Origin of the sequence: Treponema sp. UBA753 (genome assembly GCF_002297325.1) — a bacterium.
Classification (GTDB): Bacteria; Spirochaetota; Spirochaetia; order Treponematales; family Treponemataceae; genus Treponema_D.
Genome location: NZ_DBKJ01000118.1, coordinates 7,095 through 27,222, shown reverse-complemented (window position 1 = coordinate 27,222; position 20,128 = coordinate 7,095). Strand labels below are relative to the sequence as shown.

Annotated in this window: 19 protein-coding genes; 14 read left to right on the top strand and 5 right to left on the bottom strand. The window is 38.1% G+C overall.

All coding sequences use genetic code 11. The features are described from left to right. Positions 1-108: 108 nt before the first annotated feature. The 6 genes from B4C08_RS09525 (at position 109) to rnhA (ending at position 5,685) form a co-directional block, all read left to right on the top strand. Positions 109-1,110: a VWA domain-containing protein gene (locus B4C08_RS09525; RefSeq protein WP_296664842.1), complete on the top strand. Its 1,002-nt coding sequence runs from the start codon at positions 109-111 to the stop codon at positions 1,108-1,110. Then, a complete protein-coding gene (locus B4C08_RS09520) occupies positions 1,107-2,723 on the top strand; it encodes a VWA domain-containing protein (RefSeq protein WP_296664840.1) in 1,617 nt (538 codons plus the stop codon). Before B4C08_RS09525 ends, B4C08_RS09520 begins: the two co-directional genes overlap by 4 nt. Then, a complete protein-coding gene (locus tag B4C08_RS09515) occupies positions 2,675-4,057 on the top strand; it encodes a hypothetical protein (protein ID WP_296664838.1) in 1,383 nt (460 codons plus the stop codon). The genes B4C08_RS09520 and B4C08_RS09515 overlap by 49 nt, the downstream gene beginning before the upstream one ends. Positions 4,058-4,075: 18 nt before the next feature. Next, on the top strand, positions 4,076-4,633 hold the full coding sequence (locus B4C08_RS09510) for a Smr/MutS family protein (protein WP_296664836.1): 558 nt from the start codon (positions 4,076-4,078) through the stop codon (positions 4,631-4,633). A 64-nt stretch (positions 4,634-4,697) separates the two neighbouring features. After that, positions 4,698-5,204 carry a DnaJ domain-containing protein gene (locus B4C08_RS09505; protein WP_296664835.1) on the top strand — a complete coding sequence of 169 codons (507 nt, stop codon included), beginning with the start codon at positions 4,698-4,700 and terminating at the stop codon, positions 5,202-5,204. A gap of 22 nt (positions 5,205-5,226) precedes the next feature. Continuing rightward, positions 5,227-5,685, top strand: coding sequence for a ribonuclease HI (gene rnhA / locus B4C08_RS09500; RefSeq protein WP_296664832.1), 459 nt, complete (start codon positions 5,227-5,229; stop codon positions 5,683-5,685). A 44-nt stretch (positions 5,686-5,729) separates the two neighbouring features. On the opposite strand, the gene B4C08_RS09495 is transcribed toward rnhA, so the two are convergent. Together B4C08_RS09495 and hflX are read right to left on the bottom strand one after the other, a co-directional pair. After that, positions 5,730-6,227: a flagellar basal body-associated FliL family protein gene (locus tag B4C08_RS09495; RefSeq protein ID WP_296664830.1), complete on the bottom strand. Its 498-nt coding sequence runs from the start codon at positions 6,225-6,227 to the stop codon at positions 5,730-5,732. Further along, positions 6,224-7,513, bottom strand: a complete 1,290-nt coding sequence (gene hflX / locus B4C08_RS09490; RefSeq protein ID WP_296664829.1) for a GTPase HflX — start codon at positions 7,511-7,513, stop codon at positions 6,224-6,226. Before hflX ends, B4C08_RS09495 begins: the two co-directional genes overlap by 4 nt. A 163-nt stretch (positions 7,514-7,676) precedes the next feature. Between hflX and B4C08_RS09485 the strand changes: the two genes are divergently transcribed. Then, on the top strand, positions 7,677-7,952 hold the full coding sequence (locus B4C08_RS09485) for a hypothetical protein (RefSeq protein WP_296664826.1): 276 nt from the start codon (positions 7,677-7,679) through the stop codon (positions 7,950-7,952). A 3-nt stretch (positions 7,953-7,955) separates the two neighbouring features. On the opposite strand, the gene B4C08_RS09480 is transcribed toward B4C08_RS09485, so the two are convergent. Both B4C08_RS09480 and B4C08_RS09475 read right to left on the bottom strand, forming a co-directional pair. Then, positions 7,956-8,348, bottom strand: coding sequence for an acyl-CoA thioesterase (locus B4C08_RS09480; protein WP_296664824.1), 393 nt, complete (start codon positions 8,346-8,348; stop codon positions 7,956-7,958). A 16-nt stretch (positions 8,349-8,364) separates the two neighbouring features. Continuing rightward, the gene (locus tag B4C08_RS09475; RefSeq protein WP_296664822.1) at positions 8,365-9,897 is read right to left on the bottom strand and encodes a DUF5312 family protein; all 1,533 of its coding nucleotides are present in this window, start codon (positions 9,895-9,897) and stop codon (positions 8,365-8,367) included. 85 nt (positions 9,898-9,982) lie between these two features. Here B4C08_RS09475 and B4C08_RS09470 point away from each other — a divergent pair, with 85 nt between their 5' ends. Then, complete coding sequence (locus B4C08_RS09470; protein WP_296664820.1) at positions 9,983-12,202, top strand: peptidase U32 family protein; 2,220 nt, start codon at positions 9,983-9,985, stop codon at positions 12,200-12,202. A 96-nt stretch (positions 12,203-12,298) separates the two neighbouring features. Here the strand turns inward: B4C08_RS09470 and B4C08_RS09465 are convergent, their stop codons facing one another. Next, positions 12,299-12,754: a single-stranded DNA-binding protein gene (locus B4C08_RS09465; protein WP_296664818.1), complete on the bottom strand. Its 456-nt coding sequence runs from the start codon at positions 12,752-12,754 to the stop codon at positions 12,299-12,301. A gap of 194 nt (positions 12,755-12,948) precedes the next feature. On the opposite strand from B4C08_RS09465, the gene B4C08_RS09460 reads away from it, so the two are divergent. From B4C08_RS09460 to B4C08_RS09435, 6 genes are all read left to right on the top strand, one after another. Then, on the top strand, positions 12,949-14,883 hold the full coding sequence (locus B4C08_RS09460; RefSeq protein ID WP_296664816.1) for a hypothetical protein: 1,935 nt from the start codon (positions 12,949-12,951) through the stop codon (positions 14,881-14,883). A gap of 116 nt (positions 14,884-14,999) precedes the next feature. Continuing rightward, on the top strand, positions 15,000-16,055 hold the full coding sequence (locus B4C08_RS09455) for a magnesium transporter CorA family protein (RefSeq protein WP_296090218.1): 1,056 nt from the start codon (positions 15,000-15,002) through the stop codon (positions 16,053-16,055). Further along, positions 16,052-17,026 (top strand): formylglycine-generating enzyme family protein, encoded by a 975-nt coding sequence (locus tag B4C08_RS09450; RefSeq protein WP_296664814.1) that lies wholly within the window; start codon positions 16,052-16,054, stop codon positions 17,024-17,026. Before B4C08_RS09455 ends, B4C08_RS09450 begins: the two co-directional genes overlap by 4 nt. Continuing rightward, a complete protein-coding gene (locus tag B4C08_RS09445; protein WP_296664812.1) occupies positions 17,023-17,478 on the top strand; it encodes a hypothetical protein in 456 nt (151 codons plus the stop codon). Before B4C08_RS09450 ends, B4C08_RS09445 begins: the two co-directional genes overlap by 4 nt. Before the next feature lie 65 nt (positions 17,479-17,543). Then, positions 17,544-18,965 (top strand): lyase family protein, encoded by a 1,422-nt coding sequence (locus B4C08_RS09440; protein ID WP_296664811.1) that lies wholly within the window; start codon positions 17,544-17,546, stop codon positions 18,963-18,965. Between the two features lie 9 nt (positions 18,966-18,974). Continuing rightward, a complete protein-coding gene (locus B4C08_RS09435; RefSeq protein ID WP_296664809.1) occupies positions 18,975-20,102 on the top strand; it encodes a Gfo/Idh/MocA family protein in 1,128 nt (375 codons plus the stop codon). Positions 20,103-20,128: the final 26 nt, after the last annotated feature.

Sequence of the window (20,128 nt, the reverse complement as noted above, 5' to 3'; positions counted from 1 at the left end):
GTTTGCGTTGCAAACTTTCTTATCAAATGCAATTTCTGCTAGAAAATTGCACTAAAAAGTCAAATCGAAAGTTGAAACTTTCTCATTGGCTTTTTATAGGAGAAAAAAGTGTTTGAATTTGAAAATCCTCCGGCATTTTTTCTTTTACTTTTAATTCCGGTGCTTTATATTTTGCGTTATATGAAAATTTTTTCACGGCTTTCTTTACCTTTGAATTTAAGCGACTGGAATGGAAGCAATTTTAAGTGGAAGGGAAGTGCAAGAAAGTTTCTTTCTGCTTTCGGAAGAGCACTTTGTGTTTTGTTTTATATTTGCCTTGTTTTTGCTTATGCAGATCCTGTTTTTCATCTTCAGCAAAAAGTTTATTCTTCAAAAGGCTCTTCGGTTGTTTTTGTCTTAGATGTAAGCCCTTCAATGGCAGCAAAAGATATTGGTTCGTTGAGCCGTCTTGAAGCTGCAAAAAATTCCATAGTTTCCATGGCGGAAATGAATGGCGGCTCAGAGCTTGGTCTTGTTGTAATGGCTGAAAATTCCGCTGTCTTAGTTCCTCCAACAATGGACAGAAAATTCTTTTTGAACCGGCTTAAAACGGTAAGCGTTGGAGAACTTGGAGACGGAACTGCAATTGGAACTGGTCTTAGCTGCGCAATTTATCATCTTGAAAAATCAAGGTCGCCAAAAAAAAGCATTGTTCTTATTACTGACGGAGAAAATAATTCAGGCGCGGTTCATCCTCACACAGCGGCTCGTCTTGCTGTGAGCAAAGACATTTCGCTTTACATTCTTGGTGTGGGAACAAGGGGAGTTGTGCCAATTGATTACGTGGATCCCAAGTCAAATAAAGTTTATTCAGGTTATCTTGAATCGAAATTTGATACATCTTCAATTGCGCGTATTGCATCAGAGGGAAATGGAAAATTTTTTGAGATTGAATCTCTTTCCGCATTGTCGCAAGCAGTTTCTTCAATTTCAAAAAATGAAAATGTTGCGCAAAGTTATTACATAAAGAATCAAGATATATTTTATTACAGACAGTTCTTGATTGCCGCAGTTATTTTGGCTTGTCTTGCCTGGATTGTGCGCAGATTGCTTTTGCAGGAGACTTTATGAATTTTTCTGTTAAAAGTCCATTTTCGTTTTATCTTTTTATTCCTCTTGTTTTTGCGTTTGTGTTTGTTGTAGCGCGGTATCTTCGTTTAAGAAAAAATATATGCGGAAAAGTTTTTGAATTTAAAAACGGCTCTTTTAGAATTGCAGTTTGTTTTTGGAGCAGAACTTTTTTTAGATTTTTAAGCGGAATTTGTGTTGTTCTTGCACTTGCAGGAATTTCATTTGGAACAGATTCTGTGCCTGTTCAGAAAAATGGAAAAGCCGTATCTCTTGTGTTTGATATTTCTTATAGCATGGAGGCAAAAGATGCGCCCGGCGGAATTTCAAGACTTCAGGCAGTTTCTAGTTATGCAAGCGAACTTTTGGGCAGAATGAACGGATGCGCTGTTTCTGCTGTTCTGGCAAAAGGAGACGGAATTACTGCTGTTCCGCTTACAGAAGATTTTCAGAGTGTAAGAAGTTTAATAGAAAATCTTTCACCTTTGCTTATGACTTCCGAGGGAACAAGTCTTGGCAACGGGATAAAGGCCGCGCTTTCTTCTTTCCCTGAGCAGTCTTCGGCGGCTTCGTTTATCTGGCTTTTTACTGATTGTGAGGAAACAGACAGCAGCCTTCAGTCTTCTCTTTCTGAATGTTTAAAAGCTGGAATTCCAGTTGTGATTATCGGATTCGGCTCTGAACGTGAAAGTGAAATTTTTGCAGGAGACGGAATTACAAAAGTAAAAACAGCTTTAAGATCTGGTAGCGTTGAAAAAATGATTTTATCTTTAAAAGAAAAATTTGTTTCTGCCAAAAGAAATAGCTCTGCGCCTTCTGTTGCTTACATCGATGCTTCGGAAGTGGGGTCTGCTGCTGCTATTTTAAAAATGCTTGATTTTAATGGTTCGTTGCCGTCAGTTTCTTATGAAGTTCAGAGTACTCAGCGTTACGGACTTTTTATTTCACTTGCAATTTTATTTTTCCTTGCTTCAATTCTTTTTGGTGAACTTGATATTGCAGGCGGAAAGAAAAAATTGATTTCATCTGTTTCCGTAGCCTCTCTTGTTTTTTTGTTCACAGGATGTTCGCCTCGTTTTAATGACGGCATAAGAATTTTTGAAGGAAAACTCGATTGGTCTAAACAGGATTATCAAAATGCAGTCGGAGATTTTTTGGAAACAGCTTCAAATGCACAAGCCCGTGGAGATTTTTTTGTTGAGCAGTATGCGGTATTTGGGCTTGGCTCAACTTATCTTATGCAAGGTGAAACTGACGCTGCGTTAAAAAGATTTTCGCAAGTGTATGAAAATGCTCCAGATAAAATTAAGTTTGCAATTCTTTATAACTCTGGAATAATTGCGCATCGCAACGGAGATTATAAATCGGCAACTGATTTTTTCAAAAAAGCTATTTTAATAGACAGCACCAGCATAAATGCAAAAATCAACCTTGAGCTTTCTTTAAGAGAAAATTCGGAACATTCAAGAGATTCTGCTCAGGAGCTTGTGCCTTTGTCGGAAAATAAAGAAGAACAAAATATTCAAAATGCGCTTTATTCTATAATTCGGGAGGATGAAAGACAGCAATGGAAAAATATGCAAAAAGATTCAGAACGGACTTCCCGCGATTACTAATTTTTGTCTTGCTTGTTATGCAGGCATTTTCTGTTTTTGCAAAGCCAGTTTCATGGAATTATCTATGGAGCTTGCGGTTCAGGCAAAATCAGGAAACTTTATTTACAGAAACCGACAATTCATTTTATGTTGAAATTGAAGGCGTTACTCCAGATAGCATTCAGCTTGCGGTAAATTCCCTTCCGCATAATGTAAGTTTTGTTTCGTCAAAAAAAGAAACTGTTATGATAAAAAGCGGAAATGGACAGAACGAAAAATATTCAGCAGGAACAAGAATTACAATCTGGATGAAATTTTTAAAAACTGGATTTTATAAAATCAGCCCGATTGATCTTGTTATAAACGGAAGCTTCTATCAAATTCCATTTAATCCTGTTGAAGTTTTTGAAAATCCAAGATTTATAAATCCGCAGATTTCAGTTTCTTTTAACAATCTTAATATTCCTTCAAAACGAAAAATTGCTGAAGCTTATGAAGGACAGCACATTGTTTTTACAGTGAATGTGAAATACGCAAATTCTGTAAAAAATATTTCTTGGAATATTCCGGAAGATTCTGTATTTAAAAAACTGAGGGAATTTAATTTTTCTGGCGAAGATTCTTTTTCCACGGAATTCAAGCCTGTTGCTGTGTTTGACTGGCAGCCTTTAAAAGCTGGAAACTGGACTCTTCCTGAAATTTTTGTTACAGCAGTTTCATACAATGGAACAATTAGCGACATAAAAACTCCGCCTATTGCATTTAAGATTAATGAAAAAAAATTAACGGACAGCAAGCCAAAGCAAGAAAGTCCTTTTGCCTACGCTTTTATAGAGCCTTCAAATTTTGATAAAAATGTTTCCAAGCCGGAAGCTAAAAATTATGACATTTTGAATTTGATTGAGCTTCATAAAAAGGAACGTCATTCAATTCCGTTTTTTAATTCAGCATTTAAAGAAAGAAGGCAGATAGAGCTTTCTGTTGGACTTTCTCCATCTGGAATTGAACCGAGTGTTGTTTTCTTTGCTATGATGTTTTGCGCAGCTTTTATTTTGCTGATGGTTTCAGTTTTGCTTTTTATTTTCAAGCGGAAAAAAACTTGTGCAATTTTTGTTTCTTTATTTGTAACATTCGCAGTTTTTTTGTCGATATATGGATACCATTTATTTGCTTCCCGCGGAATTTATGCAGGCGGAACAATGAGTCCAATTCCAGAAAAAACAGCTCCAACTGGTGTAACCATTCAGGCTGGAAGCGTTGTTTCTATAATAAGAACTGCGGGCGGCTGGATGTACATAAGGCACAATGATACTTACGGCTGGGTTTTGTCTGAAAATGTTTATTTAATAAAATAAGTTCGGAGGGAAAAAGAAATGGACTTTGGTGATATTTTGTCGCAATGGGATTCCATTCAAAAGAAGCCTGCTCAAAAAAATAAAGGACCTCAAGTTTGCCGTAAAAAGGCAAATGCTCCCACAAAAGAAGAAAAAGAAGCCGCGCGCCAAGGTTATTCCTATGAGCAGATTATGGAGCAAGATAACAAGAAACGCATAAATCCTATGGAACTTTGGCTTAGGCGATATGGCACAGTAGACAAAGACAAGGCGTTTGAAGAAAACGAGCGTCAGGAAAAATTGAATGATATAAATTATTTAAAGATGCTTGCTCCGGAAGCTACGATAGATTTGCATCAGCTTACAAGAGAAGAAGCTTGGGATAAACTTAAGATTTTTGTTGACAGCTGCTATATTCGAAAGCTCAAGAAAATTCTTATTATCCACGGAAAAGGAAACCACAGCCATGGAACAGATCCAGTTCTTGGACAGGTTGTGCGCCTTTTTATTGAGCAGGACAAGCGGCTTGGAACTTCTGGACATCCAGACAGAAATCATGGTGGTTCTGGAGCAACTTGGGTAATAATAAAAAATTAGATTTTTTTCAATTGATTTATTTATTGGATTTTAGTAAGTTTAGTTTTAAGAGTTGTTTGCTGATATGGAAAATTTGTATAAAGTTTTGAATGTTGAAAAAAATGCTTCTGCAGAAGAAATTAAAAAAGCCTATAGAAATTTAGCATTTAAATTTCATCCAGACAGAAATCCGGGCGATAAATTCGCGGAAGAAAAGTTTAAAAAGATAAACGAAGCTTATTCAGTTTTAGGTGATGAAACAAAACGCCGCCAGTATGACCAATACAACATGAACGGCTTTTCTGAAAATTTTCAGCAGAATAGCGGATTTTATCAAGGCGACCCTTTTGCAGATTTTTTCAATAACAGAAATTATCAATACACTTACACTTATTCTTCAAAAAATTCAGAGAGCAAAAAAAGTTTTTCTGTAATAGGATTTTTCTTAAGCATAGTTCAAATTTTGTTCTGCTTCTTGGGATTTACCACAGTTGGCAGGTGGAGCTTTTTGCTTGGCATTTTATTTTTTATCGGATTTGTCAACGGAATAAAATCAGCGGCAGGAAATTTAAAATGGATTCTTGCGGAATAAAAAAAAGTGAAAGGAAATTTTAATGGAAAATAATTCAGGCATTGTTGTTTATACTGATGGCGGCTGCCGCGGAAATCCTGGATGCGGAGGCTGGGGCTGCGTTATCATTGACGGCGAAAAAGAATATAAATTTTCAGGCGGAGAAAAACTTACAACAAACAACCGCATGGAACTTATGGCGGCAATCAGCGCGCTCAATGCAATTGCTAAAAATGCGCTTTGGAAAAATCAGCATATTTCAGTTTATTCAGATAGCCAGTATGTAAAAAACGGAATAACTTCTTGGATTCAAAACTGGAAAAAAAACGGCTGGAAAACTTCCGCAAAGAAACCTGTTCTTAACAAAGATTTATGGATTCAACTTGATTCAGTTTACAATCTTCTTGATATCGAATGGAAGTGGGTTAAAGGACATGCGGGTATAAAGTATAATGAAATTTGCGACGAACTTTGCAATATGGAAATGGATAAGCAAAGTTAAAAAATTGTTTGCAAGCAATATTTTTACTGTAAAGAGAATATTTTTTACTCTATAAAAATATAATCATTGAAATAAACCGCTCGAATTTGTCCCATTACAAGATTTTCGTTTATTTTTTTAAGCAGTTCTTCCTTTATTAAATTTTCTCCTTTTGACCGGATTTGGCTGAAAGTGAACGAAGAAAAATAATTTGTGAAAATCGACTTTATCTGCCGTTCCTTTAATGAAAGCTCTTCAAACAAAGCCTTGTCTTCTGCAGGGTACGAAAACCATGGGGAAACAACGATTACAACTTGCTCGTCTTTTTCTGAAATTTGTTTTGCAAAAATTCGCAACTGTCCAATGTCCGTGAATGCGTCCATGCTTTTTTCTTTTCCGGCGTTCATGTTTGTGATTTTCTTTGGACTTGGATCTGATTTTCTGTATGCGCTCGCAGGATTTTCTTTTGTGAATATATAAAATGCAATTGTAACAATTATTATTGTAAGAAGAATTACGCCTGCAAATGAAAAAAGAAATTTGTTCAGTTTATTCAGATTCATACAATAAATTCCTTTAGCAAAGAAAGTGTTCTTGTTGTTGCGCTCCCGTTTTCATCGAATGTTCCAGGAATTCTTGCAGTCAACTCGATGAAATTTTCAAGCCACTCTTCTTTTTCAATTGTTCCATTTTTTCTTGCAAGTTCAACCAAGTCAGCTTTTTCCATTGGGATTTTGAATTTCCGCTCTGTGCCAAGAAGATTTTCTGTAAGAACTGAAATTATTTCTTCAAATCCGAGCTCTGTTTTTGCGCTTGCATGAATTGCGTTTGGAAAAGCTTTGTTCAACTGGGATACAGTGATAAAATTTTCTTTTACAAGATCGAATTTGTTCAAGATAACGGCTTGCGGAATTTTTTCAGCGTGAATTTCTTTCAGAACTTTCTGCACTTGTTGATATTGTTTTTCGCAATCAGGATCGGAAGAATCAACCACGATCAAAAGAAAGTCAGAAAGAGAAGTTTCTTCCAGCGTGGATTTAAATGCATCGATTAAAGTATGCGGAAGATTTGAAATAAATCCAACAGTGTCTGTCATTAAAACAGACGAGGCTTCCGAAAGTGCGAATTTTCTTGTGGTTGGATCTAGCGTTGCAAAAAGTTTGTTTTCTACAAGAACATCTGCCCCGGTAAGCGCATTGAGCAAACTTGATTTTCCGGCGTTTGTGTAGCCAACCAAAGAGCAAGTTGCGGCTGCGGTTCGTTCCCTTTGCTTTCGTTGGATGTTTCTGTTTATTGCTACTTGCGCAAGTTCTTTTTTTATCTGAACGATTTTATCTTCAATTTGACGGCGATCAAGTTCTAGCTGAGTTTCGCCGCTTCCTTTGTTTCCGAATGAGCCGCCTCTTTGCCGCGCCATGTCTCCGTAGGTGTGGCTTAGTCTTGGAAGTGAATATTGGAGTTTTGCAAGTTCTACCTGAAGGCTTGCTTCTTTTGTCTGTGCACGTGAATCAAAAATTCTTATTATTACTTCGTTTCTGTCAAAGACCGGAATACTGGCAAGCTTTTCCCAGTTGCGCTGCTTGGACGGATCTATTTCCCAGTCAAAAATTATGCAGTCCGCAAAAACTTCTTTTGCCTTGTCCACAATTTCCTGAGCTTTTCCTGTGCCCATTCCGTAGGCTGGAGTCGGCTCTATGCGTGTAAGCACAATTGTGCCTGCAATTTCCATGTCCAGCGTTTGCACTAGACTTTGCAGTTCCTTTGGCTCTGGATTTCCGTTTTTCTTATCTGGCGCGCCGACTAAAAGGCATTTTACTTTTTGTTCTTGCTCTTGCTGAATTTCAATCATAAAATTTATTATACATTTTAAAATAAACAAATGAAAGTGCGGCTTAAATTTTGCATTATGCTAACTTTTTGCTTGATTTTTCTTTGGAATTTTCAGAAAATAAATGTGCTAAACTTTTTTATCCTTATGTCGAAAATTTATAAGTTCAGGACTCTAAAAGAAAATGTCGGAATTTGAAAAAGAACAAAAAATCTGTAATCCTTCCTCTTCTTCTTCGGAGCATGGACTTATGAAAAAAGCTCTTGAAATTACAAAGACAAACAAGACTTGCACTTCGGGACTTCTTTCAAAAATTACAAAATCATCATTAAGGACAAAAAATATGACTAAGGCAATTGTTGAGCAGAACGGAATCTTTACAATAAAAGAAAATCTTGAAACTTCATCGGTAAAACAAGATCCCGGCTTAAAGGCTTTAGTTGATTCTGTTTTAAAATAAATTTTATGGGCGAAGTCCGTCTACAATAAATTCTTTTGGAAGGCGGGCGGGCGCATTGTTTTTTACAGAAGCCCAAGTTACATCAGCTTCCGCACAAATGTGTCCGTCTTCTTTCTTTATAGTCTGATGAAAAGTTCCGCTTACAGCTCCAAGTTTTACAGGAGTTGTTTCTATTGTCAGATTATCATCAAGAAATGCTGAATTCTTGTAGAAAATATCAATGTGCGTTACGTAAAGATAGTAGCCAGCTTCTACAATTCCCTTGTAGTTGAATCCAATTTGGTGCAGATAATCCATGCGCGCTGTTTCAAGATAATTTAAATAAACTGCATTGTTTACATGGCTGTAACTGTCGCATTCGTAAGAGCGGACTGTAAGATTTGTTGTGTAAGTCATAGATGCTCCGTGGTTTTTAAGCGTCTTCGTTTACTTCAATATGGAAATTCTGCATAAGGGAAACAAAAGAAAAAATTTCCTTGTATACGCCGATGCACATTTGCTTGAGCTTTCCTTCCGCAAAATGATCTATGTCTTTCCAGTTTCTTATTAAAGTTGGGTGCGGCTTTATGCAGTCCTCAAGAACCATTTTAAGATTTCTTCCATAAGTGATGAAAAGATTTACAGAACCAAGAATGATTCTTGCTGCGGAAGTATTTACGAAATTCAGTGTTGAATGAATTATGTTTCTTGATTCCTTGTCGCGTTCTGTTCGCGGAAGATGAGTTTTCATTTTTAAGCCAAGATCAACACTGTCATCAAGACTGTTGTCAAGTGCTATGATTTTGTCTGCGTTTTCAATAAGCTGATGGAAAGCTTCGCTCATTGGGGTTGCTAGCTGCTGGCTTGCCCATTCACCGCGGACAAGAAGAATGTCAGAAAGTTCCTTTACATCTTTTTTTACATAATCGAGAATAAATTTCTTTAAGTATGCAAGAGGCTCGCAATATTCAAACCTTCCAATTTCCTTGCGTTCAAAAGGCGCGCTCCCTGCTTCTGTATAAAATTTTAGTTTTTCTATTTGAGTTGTTCCAAAAATTTGGTTCAGAAGAACTTCTATTTTTCCTTCCGTCTGCTTTTCTTTTAGAGCAGATAAAGTATTTTCCGCCTGTTTTTTTACTTCCGTGATAAAATCGTCAACGATGTACAAATCTTTTGTTGTGTAAACTTCATTGTAAGATGGATCTTCGGAAATAAGCTGAATGAGCATTTCAATAATTTTGTTTTCTTTTAAATAGCGGATTCTTGCAAGGATTTTTTTCCAAACGCCAAGAGAAACCGGATCTGCGCCCTTTACTTTTTTTATCAGCTTGAAAACTTCGTCCCAAGAAGAATCAAACTGAATCGACCAAGCGACATCCATGAAATTTTTCAAGTCTTCAAGAACATAAGTTCCGCTTATAGGCATAAATCTTGGCGGATTTGAAAAGTTGTGCTCTTTAAGCGAACTGTCGAATTTTTTGAGCATAAAGAAATAATCGAACTGCACGAAATTTACAAAGCCCATGAGTTTTGTATAAACGCCATCGATTGCAGAAATTTTGTTGCTGTCGAATTCTGCGGAAAAGGCGTCCACATAAAGTTTTGTTTGCTCAAAAACTTCTTTTAGCGGCTTTTTCTTTGCGGCGTCTATAATTGCAAGTTCCGAAATGTTCCCTAGCGATTCAAGCTGTTTGTCCGAAAGAGAATTGTCAATTACAATCCGTTTAAATGCTTTTGGATTTATAGACTGAAGCATTGCCTGCGCTGGTGAAATTGCTTTATATATTTCGTAAAAGAATTTTGCAAAGCTTGAATCTATTTCATTAGAAGAAGTCTTGTAAAAATGATATTTGGTCTTAGAAAGGCTTTTTGCAATGTTTTTTAAGGCACGTTTTTTTGCGGCCTCTGGACTGTTTCCTCCAAAGAATGAATTAAGCAAGTCCTTAAAAAAATTTCGATTCCCCATGCGGAAAATATACCTAAATAAACGAGCTTATTCAAGGCGGTTATCTTGCAATGACAAACTTAAAGAAAACTTGTATACTGAAAAAATGACAGAATTATTAGCTCCTGCGGGAAATATTGAAGCGCTTGATGCTGCTATAGGCGAAGGCGCGGATGCAGTTTACATGGGTTTGAAGAGTTTTAATGCAAGACTTAGATCTTCAAATTTTGCATGGAATCAGTTTGAGGCTGCTGTTCAAAGCGTGCACCGGCTTGGCAAAAAAATTTATGTAACTGTAAATACTGTTTGTGAAGAAAACGAAACAGAGCGTCTTTATAGATTTCTTTCATATTTAAATAAAATTGGACCGGACGGAATAATTGTTCAGGATTATGGCGTAATCAGAATGTGCCAGGAATTTTTTCCGGACTTGGAGCTTCATGCGTCAACACAGATGAATGTGGAAAGCGCGGCTGCTGCAAATCTTTTGTGCAAGCAGGGCGTAAAGCGTGTTGTTGTTGCGCGTGAGCTTGGACTTGAGGAAATCCGTGCAATAAAGGCAAAAACAAATGCCGAGCTTGAAATGTTTGTCCATGGCGCGCTTTGTGTGAGTGAATCAGGGCTTTGCCTTTTTTCAAGCTATCTTGGTGGAAAATCAGCTAACCGTGGAGTCTGCACTCAAGCTTGCCGTAGAATTTATTCAGCTGAAATTCCTGGAACTGTTGCAAACGGATATTATTTTTCTCCTTGCGACTTGGAACTTATTTCCCATGTTCCAGAACTTATGGAAGCGGGCGTTGACAGCTTTAAAATTGAAGGCAGAATGAAAAGCGCAGAATATGTTGGAGCTGTAACCGCCGCCTACCGTTATGTAATGGATCATTGGCGTGAAGATAAAAAAGGTTCTATTGCAGAAGGCAAGCGAATTTTAAGTACAGATTTTGCGCGTTCAAAAACCGATTATTGGTATGGCTTTAAATCCGTAGAGGAAGGTGTTGATTCAGCTGGCGAAAAAATTTTGAATCCAAAGCAGGCTGGAGGAACTGGAATTTTCCTTGGAAAAATAAATCAGACAAGACCTGCCTCCGCTTCTGAAAAAGAACAATACGCATCTTCTTTGGAAAAGAAACAGGAATTTTCTATTCAAATGGCAACAATTTCTGGAGGCGACTACAACCCGGATCCGGGAGACAGCATTCGTCTGCATAAAAAAGATGACACAGGCCGCGAAAGCCACAAAATCCGCGTTCTTTCCGAGGACGTAAAAGGTTCAAGGTGGATTGACATTCCTTCTGGATTTTCCAAGGGAGACAGCGTTTACCTTTTGCAGACAAAATCCATGTCCAAGCGTTATAAAAGAGTTCTTCCGTCTGACCTTTCAAAATTTAGAAAACAGCCCGGCCCTGAACGCTTGCCGATTTTGGATCTTACTCCGCTTGCAAAAAATGAGCTTAGCTGGTTTCCGGAAGGACTTTATATTCAGGTTTCGACTGTGGCGGATGCGCATATTGTTTCTTCTCTTCATCCGGTGCGGCTTATAATTGAACTTAATTCCGAAACAACTTATGATCTTCTGAACAAAGATTCGCCTGCAAAACCGTTGCTTCCGTACAGTAAAAAAATGACTGTGATTTCGCTTGATCCGTTCTTTGCTGAAGGAAAATCAGAAGAATTTGAAAACATTGTTTTAGTTCTTGTGGAAAAAGGATATTCAACTTTTATTGTAAACAACATTGCGCATATAAATATTCTGAAAAAATACAAGGTAAATTTGATTGCCGGTCCTTATCTTTACACTTTTAACCGCTGGGCCGTAAGCTTCCTTGAAAACAGCAATATTATGGCGTTGCAGTCTCCTGCAGAAAATTCTGAAAAAAACCTTGAAACTGTTTTTGAAAACTCTTTGGAGCGTTCACGTGTTCTTCTTAGCGTTTTCTCTTATCCAGTTTTGTTCCGAATGAGATTCAAGCTGCCGGGCGATTATGATTTTACTTATTTCAGCGACAAAGAAGGCATGGGATTTAAAGTGAATTCAACGCCGGACGGTTCGTTTGTAATGCCGGAATATCCGTTCAGTCTTTTGGACAAAATGGAAACTTTAAAAAGCAAAGGCTGGACACATCAGCTTATAGACTTTTCAAAGACAAAAATTTTAAAGAGCGACATAAAAAACCTTGTTTCAATTATACAGAAACATGATTTTATAGAAGGAGCTTCCAGATTTAATTGGAAAAATGGATTTTACAACCCAGAAAAAATGGAAGCTTATCAGGCGGCTCAGGCTAGAAATGCCCAGACTGCAAAAGACAATAAGAAGCGAAAATAATCATTGAAAAAGAATGTCATTCCCCGATTCTGTCGGGGAATCCGCTATAATTTGCACATGGATTGTCAGATTATCGGGTCAAGCCCGATAATGATATTAGAATTCCAAATCATCTTCTAGCGGCTCACAAAATTCATCGGGCGCAGCTTCAAGAGATTCTTCTTTTGATTTTTTTCCAGATGTTTTTTTAGGAGCTGGAAGAGCTTTTTCTTCAGCTTTTTTGGGAATCGGCTTAAAATCAACGTGCTCGGCGATTATTTCTATGATGCTGCGTTTTTTTCCGTCTTCGGTTTGCATTGTTGTCTGCTTGAGTCTTCCGACTACACGGATTCCTCTTCCTTTTGGGCACCATTTTTCGCAAAGTTCAGCGGTTTGTCCGAATGTCGCGACATCAAAGTACGAAACTTCATCAACGTAGTTTCCGTCGCTGGCTTTGTACTTTCTGTTTACGGCAATTGGAATCCGGCAGAATGAAGCTCCGTTTTTGCAGTTTTTTCTTTCTGGCTGGCGTACAACATTTCCTTCCAGAATAATTTGATTCAAGGCATTCATAAAATCCTCCATAAAAATAAAATAATTTTTCCGAAGCTTTTTGCTTTCGTGATTTCAATTAAATTTATTTCCGTTTTTTTACAAAAAATGCTTTCCTTCAAAAATAAATTTCAGAAATTTCCTTTAAATAAAAACACCTGCTACATTTGCGTTATTTGTTTACTCTTGTTGTTTTTCCATATATAATATGCGGCATGGCTACGACCTCGAATATTTTGACACTTTTAAAATTCAATTGTTCCAAGCAAAAAACAGATATGCTTGAATACGGACAGTTCGCAGACTATGTTCACAGATATGCTCAGCATCACATTGAAGAAAATTCCGCGCTTGAAAGTTATTGCTCAAGCGATTACAAAGCTGTGCTTGAAGCTGAAATAAACGGTCTTGTGGCTGACCGTCAGGTTGTAATCAGTTCTATAAGAAATAAAGACTATATTTTTGTTGTTCCATATTTTATTGAAAAATACAACGGCTTGTTTAATCAGATTGAAGCTAATATTTCGATTCCGTTTCCAAGCATAAATGATATGCCGAAAATTGTTCCGATTGATGTTGTTACAAAAAAACAGGCTGATGAAATTATTTACGGACGCTTAGACAAAGAAGAAATTAACGACAGAACTCTTTACTGCATCGTTTTTTCAAAGACAGTTCCTTCTCTTATTTATCCGTCTTCTTTTCCAATTGCAAATCTTATAAACCTTGCGCTGAAAAAACTTCAGGAGCTTATGCACAAGGAAGAATCGCATGATTATTTTTTAAAGAAGCTTTCAATTTCAAATCCCGGAAAAGAGCTTTCTATAAAAACATTTTTCAATCAGTTTTGCGCAAATCCATCAACGGTTCTTGATATTTTAAAGAACACAGGCGACAATTTTTATTACTGGAGCCAGCTCTGTTATTTTATAAAGCAGGATTACACAAAACTCAAAGATTTTGCGCCGGAAGACATTACGATTTTGCAGTCAGTTGCCATAATTGAAATTGCAACTTCTTATTATAAATCAAAGGCTGCAGAAAAATTGCAGGCGCAGGCGGCGTTTGAGCAACTGGATATTCTTATGAAAAATCCTCCATATTATTACAATTTAAATGACATCAGAAAAATGAAGGATAAAACTGGAATTCCGCTTTTGGGCCAGTACAAAGAAGAGCAGCTGATGAATCATTTAAAGGCGAAGACTCAGGAATCTATTGGAAACCAGATGCCGGAGCTTTTGATTTTTAAGGTTAACGATGGAAACGGATATTATATTTTCAAGGAACGCGTCATTCCTCTTATAATCAGGCTTGCAAACGATGTGCGCATTTTGGTGCGTGAGGCTCTTATAAAAAGCTGGTACAACAATCTTAAGGAATATGAGCTTCTGCCTGAAATGAAAGAAAATGCAGCTTTTGAAAGATGTCTTGAGCGAGAAGTTTCTTCTATTGAGCCTGTGCTTTCGGCCCTTTTGAATGCTTCATTTTTGCCGGTTGTCGCTTTTGAAGACCAGACTCCGGGACATATAACCTTGTTCAGAAATGATTCTCTTATTTCTTACAGCGAACTTCTTATGCTTAGCAGGCAGGAACTTCTTGCAGATGCAAAGTTAAAATTGCCGTTCTGGTACGCAATGCCGATTGTTTCATTTATAATGAAGCTTTTGTTTAAAAAGCCTAAGCCAAAAGCAAGAAAAGAAGCTTCCGCAGCTTTAAAAATTCAAAATGAACTAAAAGAAAAAGAAAGCGAAATTTTAAAACGCCGCGATGAAGATGACAGCATAGATCCAAAAAATACAAGGCGCAGAGAACTAAGAAAACTTGCTGTTGAAATTGAAAAAGAATTTGTTCCGGAAAGCAGCACTTTGGACCGTGAACTAAAAGGCTATATGCACGAATGGAATGACAGAATCGGAAAGCAGAATTACGAAAATCTTGGCGAGGATGTCAATTCTTTAATCCGCGATTATTTCAGAAAAGTTTTGCGTACTTTAAAAGCTGACACTTTCAATGCGGAGCGAATTCGGCGTCTTGCGGAATCTTTGGTTGACACTCCAAGCATGATGAAAATAAAAAATCATCCGGCTTTAAAAAGATACGTTGAGCTTTACATCATAAAGATTGTAAAAAATTTGCCTTCAAACTAAAATAGAGTTGGTTATGGATAGCGGCAGTTGTTATCAACGTAGATTAGAAAAAATTACGGCAGTTTCTGTTTTGCTTGCATAGAATTTTGGGAGCTGCCTTTTAGCGGGGATTTGCTATGATTACATATTGGCAGCAGGAAAACGGAAAACTTGTAAGCAAGGAAAAAGAAGAGCTTGTCCCGGAAATGAACACTTGGGTTGATGCAAGATCTGTTACAAGAGACGACATCCGCGAGCTTGAAGAAACTTACGGAATCGATTCTGAAAACATGCTTGATATTCTTGACCCGGACGAACTTTCCCGAATTGAACGGAATGATGACACTGGATATACTTTTACAATTATAAAGCTTCCTGTTTTTTCTCCGGGAGACGATGTAAGCTATTTTACAGCTCCGTTGGGAATAATTACATTCGACAAATTTTTTATAACAATTTGCTGGACTGACTGCGAGGTTCTAAAAGATTTTGCCGCAAACAGAATCAAAGAGCTTTCACTTAACGATTTTCCGGCTTTTACGATTCGCTTTATGTCTCGCGCAGATCTTACGTTTTTGCGCTACTTGAAAGAACTTAACCGGCGCGCCACAACAATTCAAAATGAAATGCTACGCTCTGTTCAGAACCATGAATTGATTCAGCTTTTAAACATTCAAAAATCGCTTGTGTTTTTTACAACATCTCTAAAAAGCAACCAGATGCTTTTGGAAAAACTCCGCAAGACAAAAATTATCAAGTTGGATGAAGAAGATCAGGACTGGATTGATGACGTTGAAATTGACAACAAGCAGGCTTTGGACATGGCTGGAACTTACACGAATATTATGGCAGGAATGAACGATGCCTTTGCTTCGGTTTTGTCGAACAATTTGAATATCGTTATGAAAACAATGACCGCCTGGAACCTTGTGCTTATGCTTCCGACTTTGGTAACAAGCTATTTTGGAATAAATGTTCCTCTTCCTTGGGCGACTTCAAAATGGATTGGCGCTGTTGCGATTGCGGGACTTTGCGTTTTTACTTCCGTGTTTGGATATTTTATGTTTATGAAACGCCGTCTTACTCCGTCTGTTGAAGCAAGAAAAAGAATTTCATTTAAAGCCCGGCGCGCGGAACGAAAGCAAAGACGCTACATAAAAAAACAGGAAAAAATAGCGGAGAAAAGAAAATGAAATTTACAAAAATTTTTGCATTGATTTTTTTTGCAGCGGCACAGATTTTTGCGCAGGAATCTTCAGAGAATTTTTTTAATGATATTGATTTTGTTGAATTCGCTTCTTCAAGAAAAAAAATTGAATATATAATTGGAGAAAATTCCCAGTCGGTAACTGCAAAGAGAAGAGTTTTTCCATTCAAGATTAACCGCTACGAAACAACTTACAACCTTTGGTACAAAGTGCGATTGTGGGCAGAAGAAAACGGATATGTTTTTGCGAATCCCGGGCAGGAAGGTTCTTCTGGTTCAAGAGGAAAAGCTCCGACTCAGATGAACTGCTATGAGCCTGTTACAAATATAAATTGGTACGATGCCGTTGTCTGGTGCAATGCGTTCAGCGAGATGGATGGAAAAGTTCCCTGCTATTTTTACGACGGACAGATTTTAAAAGACGCCACAGATACAGCTTCGTGCGACTTGTCGGAATGCAACTGGAAAAGCAATGGCTACAGGCTTCCGACTGAAACCGAATGGGAATATGCGGCAAGAAAAACTTCTAGCGGACTGCAATCTGGAGCTTTGGCTAGCGGACAAGTTGATTCAAACGGAAAAGACGATTCTTCTGTTCCAGTTGAAGAAGTCGCCTGGTATTTTGAAAATTCAAATGGAACGAAACGAGTTGGAACAGCCGGAACTCCATTTTCTACAAGCGCACCTCCAAGCCCTTCAAGCGGAAATCCAAATGGAGCCGGAATTTTTGACATGAGCGGAAACGTGATTGAATTTTGCTGGGATTGGGAAGCTCCTTATGAAGCCTATGATTTGTCCAAAAGATACTCAGGTCCAAAATATGGCGCGGAACGTGTTATGCGCGGCGGAAGCTGGAATGAATACACGCTTTTTGTTTCGGCAGGAGACCGCTACTCTTACGATCCAAATGAAGCCTACAATTTTTTTGGATTCAGAATTGCAGCTAGCGTAAAATGAATTTTCAAAATTACAAAGAACTTTTGATTTCTTCACTTTCACAGAATTACAAAATTGATTCTTTTTACCTTGGCGAAGAATACGATATTGCAGGAACGCTTTCAAAAAACGATGACGGCTTTGAGCAGAAAGAAGCGTGCTTAGTTTCGTTTTGCAATGATGAAAATTTTGTTTTGTCCGAACTTCAAAGATTGCCTGAAATAACACTTTCCGGCGCAGACGGTTTTTCAAGAAACAGGCGTTCTGTTGTTTTGCGCGTTTTTGTAATGCAGGACGTTTCGTTTGAACTTGCAAAAAAAATCAGGGCGTTCAATTTCAGCAGGGCAAAAAAAAGTCAGTTTTGGAGCTATGTGGAAAGCCAGGTTGTTCTTGTGGACTTGAAAAATTGCTGCACATATTCAAATCTTTCTGGAGAAGAAAAAAGAAAGTTATTCAAGTTCACGGAAAATTAAAACGCGAAAATCGGCGCAGAACCCGCAATTGAAAATTATTGCAAGATAAACTACAATATTTTTTCATGGAAACACGTAACATTTTTGAAAACATTTCTTGTATCGACCACAGATATTCATTGTCAGAGGCCGAAGTTTTTAACGGTCTTTCTAAGTATATTTCAGAGGAAGCCTCAATCCGTTCATGTGCAAAATGCGAGGCTGCCCTTGTAAAAAGCCATTTAAAATTGCGCGGAAAACTCACAGATGAAATTGCGCAGAATCTTGATAAAGTCGCTTCGGAAATTGATCCTGCTGAAGTTTATGCGGAAGAGGAAAAAACAAAGCACAATATCCGCGCGCTTGTAAACGTTATGAAGACAAAAGTTTCTGCGGAAATCGGTCCTTTGGTTCACCTTGGAGCAACCAGCGTTGATATTCTTGACACAGCTCTTTCATGCAGAATGAGAGATGTTACAAAAAATGTTGTTCTTCCTGAGCTTAAAAAACTTGAAAAACATCTTTGCGCTATTGCAGATCGCGATGCAGAAGTTCCGCAAGTTGGACGCACTCACGGACAGCACGCAGTTCCTATTACTTTTGGCTGGAGCGTTGCAGAATTTGTAAGCCGCCTTGGAAAATCGATTTTGCGCATAGAAGAACTTTCGAATCAGCTTGTAGGCAAACTTGCAGGACCTGTCGGATCTTACAACGGACCTTCGATGATTGTAAAAGACCCGGAAGAACTTGAACGTGTCTATGTTGAATTTCTTGGACTTTCTGCCAGCGAATATTCAAATCAGCTTGTTGAGCCGGAATATCTTTTGCGCCTCCTATTGGAAATGAATGTTGCGTTTGGAATTATTGCGAATCTTGCAGATGATCTTCGCAACCTTCAGCGTTCAGAAATTGGAGAAGTTTTTGAATATTTTGCTTCTACTCAAGTCGGTTCAAGCACAATGCCGCAAAAAAGAAATCCGTGGAATAGCGAGCACGTAAAATCTCTTTGGAAGGCAATGTGTCCGCGTGTTATTACATTTTACATGGATCAGATTTCAGAGCATCAGCGCGACCTTACAAATTCCGCAAGCCAAAGATTTATGGCAGATTATGTTGCAGGATTTACAATGGCGGTTGCAAGAATGAACAGCGTTGTTTCGGGTCTTCAGGCTGACAAAGAAACAATGGCGCGCAATCTTGAAAATGCCGGCGGAAAAGTAAAAGGCGGAGTTCTTGCCGAGCCTGCTTATATTTTGCTTGGCGAAGCTGGAATCAATGACGGCCACGAGGTTATCCGCAAGATTACTTTGGAAGCTGAAAAATCTGGAAAAACATTCTTTGAAGTTCTAAAGACTCATAAAGAAGCATTTGAAAAAATAACTGCTCAGCTTGAAAAACTCGGAGTGGAAAATCCAGAAAATTTCTTTGAGCATCCGGCGAACTATTGCGGACTTGCTGCAAAAAAATCCCGCAGGCTTGCAAAGAAATACGAAAAACTAATGGACTGATTTTAGCTTATGCAAAAATACACGGCGGCTTTGGTTGGCTTGGGCAGAATCGGTTACAGCCTTGGACTTGACAAAAAACGCGAGCAGCCCGCCAGTCACACAATGGCACTTTTGAACAATCCTCGGATAAATTTGATTGCCGGTTGCGACACTGATTCCATTGCGCTTTCAAAATGGCAGGACGCAAATAAAAAAGCCGTTGGATATTCAGACAGCGCGAATCTTTATGCAAGATGTCGCCCAGACATTGTTACGGTCGCCGTGAATGAAAATGCCCATTTAAAGGAAGCAGTTGAAGCAATCCACGCAAAGCCGAAACTTGTAATTTTGGAAAAGCCAGTTGCGCTCAATCTTTCGGAAGCGGAAAAAATTCAGCAGGCTGCAAAAGAATTCCAAGTGCCGGTTCTTGTAAACCACGAGCGGCGTTTTGCGGAAGATTTTAAATTGGCAAAAAGCTACATGAAAAAAATCGGAGAGATTCAAAGCATACGGGCAGAACTTTGCTCAAGCCTTTGTGTTTATAATCCGGCGGAAGAAAAAACTGGAGCCTACAGTCTTATCCACGATGGAACGCATTTGGTTGATGCGGTTTTGTTTTTTCTTGAAGATGATTTGCCTTCAACGCTGAAAAAAATATCTTTGGAAAATCCCTCTGAAAAAAAAGTCGGACTTCTTAGCCGCGCTTCAGGATTAAACAATTCTGAAAAAAAAATCAAAACGGTAAATTCGCTTCTTAGATTTCCTATTGTTACTGGCGTTTTCCATGATGAAGAAAAAAATGTCCGGCAATTCAGCGCGCATTATTCAACTTCAAAATGCCCTGATGTTACGATTGGAATAAGCGGGCGTTCACGTTTCTTTGGATTTGAAATTTCCATTACGGGAACAGAAGGCCGAGTCTGCATTGGAAACGGATATTTAAAATTGTATCACCGGGAAAAATCTTCTCTCTACAGCGGATTCTATTCACTTTTAAATGACCGTTCCGAAAGTCTGCCGAAAAAAACTTTCTACTTTTCAAATATGATTCAAAATGCCGTTGATTTTTTAGACGGAAAAGCAAACTTGCGTTCAACTCTTCAGACTGGAATAAATGCGCTTTCAGTTCTTGAAGAAATAAAAGAAATAATTAAATAGCCCAAACTTCGAGTTTTGATAAGAAC

Bases quoted from the DNA above. Each gene is read 5' to 3' on its own strand.
- B4C08_RS09520 (WP_296664840.1), top strand. From the start codon at position 1,107: ATGAATTTTTCTGTTAAAAGTCCATTTTCGTTTTATCTTTTTATTCCT.
- B4C08_RS09515 (WP_296664838.1), top strand. From the start codon at position 2,675: ATGGAAAAATATGCAAAAAGATTCAGAACGGACTTCCCGCGATTACTA.
- B4C08_RS09510 (WP_296664836.1), top strand. From the start codon at position 4,076: ATGGACTTTGGTGATATTTTGTCGCAATGGGATTCCATTCAAAAGAAG.
- B4C08_RS09505 (WP_296664835.1), top strand. From the start codon at position 4,698: ATGGAAAATTTGTATAAAGTTTTGAATGTTGAAAAAAATGCTTCTGCA.
- rnhA (WP_296664832.1), top strand. From the start codon at position 5,227: ATGGAAAATAATTCAGGCATTGTTGTTTATACTGATGGCGGCTGCCGC.
- B4C08_RS09495 (WP_296664830.1), bottom strand. From the start codon at position 6,227: ATGAATCTGAATAAACTGAACAAATTTCTTTTTTCATTTGCAGGCGTA.
- hflX (WP_296664829.1), bottom strand. From the start codon at position 7,513: ATGATTGAAATTCAGCAAGAGCAAGAACAAAAAGTAAAATGCCTTTTA.
- B4C08_RS09485 (WP_296664826.1), top strand. From the start codon at position 7,677: ATGTCGGAATTTGAAAAAGAACAAAAAATCTGTAATCCTTCCTCTTCT.
- B4C08_RS09480 (WP_296664824.1), bottom strand. From the start codon at position 8,348: ATGACTTACACAACAAATCTTACAGTCCGCTCTTACGAATGCGACAGT.
- B4C08_RS09475 (WP_296664822.1), bottom strand. From the start codon at position 9,897: ATGGGGAATCGAAATTTTTTTAAGGACTTGCTTAATTCATTCTTTGGA.
- B4C08_RS09470 (WP_296664820.1), top strand. From the start codon at position 9,983: ATGACAGAATTATTAGCTCCTGCGGGAAATATTGAAGCGCTTGATGCT.
- B4C08_RS09465 (WP_296664818.1), bottom strand. From the start codon at position 12,754: ATGAATGCCTTGAATCAAATTATTCTGGAAGGAAATGTTGTACGCCAG.
- B4C08_RS09460 (WP_296664816.1), top strand. From the start codon at position 12,949: ATGGCTACGACCTCGAATATTTTGACACTTTTAAAATTCAATTGTTCC.
- B4C08_RS09455 (WP_296090218.1), top strand. From the start codon at position 15,000: ATGATTACATATTGGCAGCAGGAAAACGGAAAACTTGTAAGCAAGGAA.
- B4C08_RS09450 (WP_296664814.1), top strand. From the start codon at position 16,052: ATGAAATTTACAAAAATTTTTGCATTGATTTTTTTTGCAGCGGCACAG.
- B4C08_RS09445 (WP_296664812.1), top strand. From the start codon at position 17,023: ATGAATTTTCAAAATTACAAAGAACTTTTGATTTCTTCACTTTCACAG.
- B4C08_RS09440 (WP_296664811.1), top strand. From the start codon at position 17,544: ATGGAAACACGTAACATTTTTGAAAACATTTCTTGTATCGACCACAGA.
- B4C08_RS09435 (WP_296664809.1), top strand. From the start codon at position 18,975: ATGCAAAAATACACGGCGGCTTTGGTTGGCTTGGGCAGAATCGGTTAC.